2 protein-coding genes are annotated in these 2,068 nt (G+C 26.1%); one reads left to right on the top strand and one right to left on the bottom strand.

Annotated elements, in window-relative coordinates; genetic code table 11:
• Nucleotides 1–812 (top strand): hypothetical protein (locus tag WBG30_RS06620; RefSeq protein WP_424503854.1); only part of this gene is annotated, 812 nt, incomplete at its 5' end.
• A 64-nt stretch (nucleotides 813–876) separates the two neighbouring features.
• On the opposite strand, the gene WBG30_RS06615 is transcribed toward WBG30_RS06620, so the two are convergent.
• On the bottom strand, nucleotides 877–1,860 hold the full coding sequence (locus tag WBG30_RS06615) for an acyltransferase family protein (protein WP_424503853.1): 984 nt from the start codon (nucleotides 1,858–1,860) through the stop codon (nucleotides 877–879).
• Between the last annotated feature and the right edge of the window lie 208 nt (nucleotides 1,861–2,068).

Below are 2,068 nucleotides of genomic sequence, written 5' to 3'. Positions count from 1 at the left end.
AAGATCTTGTAGAAGGTTTGGTAACTAAGGAAAATATTTTTAATAAGAATGGAGCTTTCAATAAATCATTTGGAACTACTCTAGGAACAGTAATGGAAGGAAATAAAAGAGCTACTGATCTAGGTGGAGAAGCAGCATTTACTAAGAAAACTGCTTTTAATAGAAGCTTTTCTCATGTAATTAGTTCAACTAGTAAAGTATTAGTAGCTTCAGCATATGCGGTAAAGATTGCTTATGATAAAGGCGCAGCAGCATTAAGTAAAGCTATAACAGCTCAAAATACTGCTAATTCAGCTCAAATAAAAGCAAATGAAGCATATAGTTTAGCAAGTGGAAAAGAACCTAAATTCACTAAAAAAGATGCATTTAATAGAAGTTTCTCTCATGTAGTTACTTCAACTAGTAAAGTATTGGTAGCTTCAGCATATGCTGTAAAAACAGCTTATGACAAGGGATTAGTAGCTACTCGATTAACAAACACAAATAAAAGCGCGATAAAAAATAACGCAGAACAAATAAAGAATTTTATGACCGTGTCGGAATTTAACACTGGGCTGAATGATGAAGGAATATGCCAAACATATGATAATGGAGTAATGATACTAGCTGGGGTTTGTGCAACTAAAGCTAGAATTAACTTTCCCTTTAATTTTGTTGGCGAATACTCTGTAACAGCCACTTGTAGCGGGGCACAACATGATAAGGTCGTGGTATCTGATGATAGAGATTCATCTAGTGTGACTATTCATAATAATGCTGGAACGATAACAACGGCTAATTTTATGGTAATTGGAAAATGGAAACAAATCTAACATTTATCTTGTGTAGAAGGTCGATATAAAAAAGGCATTAAACAAATTTAATGCCTTAAAATTACTATATACCCACTAATTTTTGAATCTGTTTAAAACCTTTATTTTTTATAAAGGATCCTATAACAAAAGGAACATATATTCCTAGAACTACAGAGAATATAAATCCAACGTAAAAATTCAATTTTAATATTTGAAAGAAAGTTATCCTTATAAAAATTTGTGGAAACCAAGAAAGTAAATATATAGTAAATGAAAAACCGTATAAATGATTTAAAAATTTGAAATTATTTGTTTTATAGAATTCTCCCAATGAAATACTAAAAAAGATCCCTAAAATAGATATAACTATATTTAGTATCGGAAGTTCCTGAGTATAAAAAAAAGTATTTAATAAAGTTATTCCTAAGAGTAAAAATAAAGTATTTTTAGTTTTCAAAAAAAATATTTTATAAAATATTTTTTCTTTACAGTAAAAGTAATAGCCTAAATAAAAGAAAAAATAATAATGAAAGACACCATTAATATTTAACAATTTAGTATCAAATTTAACAATTAAGTTTAAGGCTAGTGTTATTAAAAGTCCTAGTTCTAAAGAATATTTAAAATTATTATCGTTTAACAATTTTTGAATAATAAAGAAAGTTATTAAAATAATAAATAACGTTGGTAAAAACCAAAAAAATATAATTGGGTTTGTATCTGGATAAAAAAACCTATGTATAAAACTTTTTAAAGTTAGCTCAACTTTTCTAATAGCAAAAGAATTCAAAATATACTTAGGTACATATGCAATTGAGGAAATAATTACATATGGAATAATTAAGCGGACGACTTTTTTCTTTATAAAATCAATATAAGTAGTATTTGCTTTATAAGTATGTTTAAAAAGATATCCTGATATAAATAAAAATAATGGCATATGGAAACTATAAATCCAATGAAAAAGAAAAGTTTCTATATAATTAGGATATCCAATATGTCCCATAACCACTAAAATTATTCCGAAAACTTGTAAAAAAGAAACTGAATTAATTATTTTAATCACATCCTTAATTTAAATTTATTGAAATAGTAACATAATTTTAATAAAAATTCCACAATTTATATTAAGTAATAATAGAACAAATCTAAATTTGTTTTGGTCGATAGATAAAAAAAAGAGGTGAAAAATGAAATATAATTTATTTAAAAAAGAACCGGTTAACACGTGGGAACTATCCAAAGAAAAACTTATAAAATCTATTTTTCTAGAT

The sequence above is a fragment of the Psychrilyobacter sp. genome, assembly GCF_049671765.1.
Taxonomy (GTDB): Bacteria; Fusobacteriota; Fusobacteriia; order Fusobacteriales; family Fusobacteriaceae; genus Psychrilyobacter.
The sequence above is the reverse complement of the archived record's forward strand: the minus strand, read 5'-3'. Positions and strand labels throughout refer to the sequence as shown.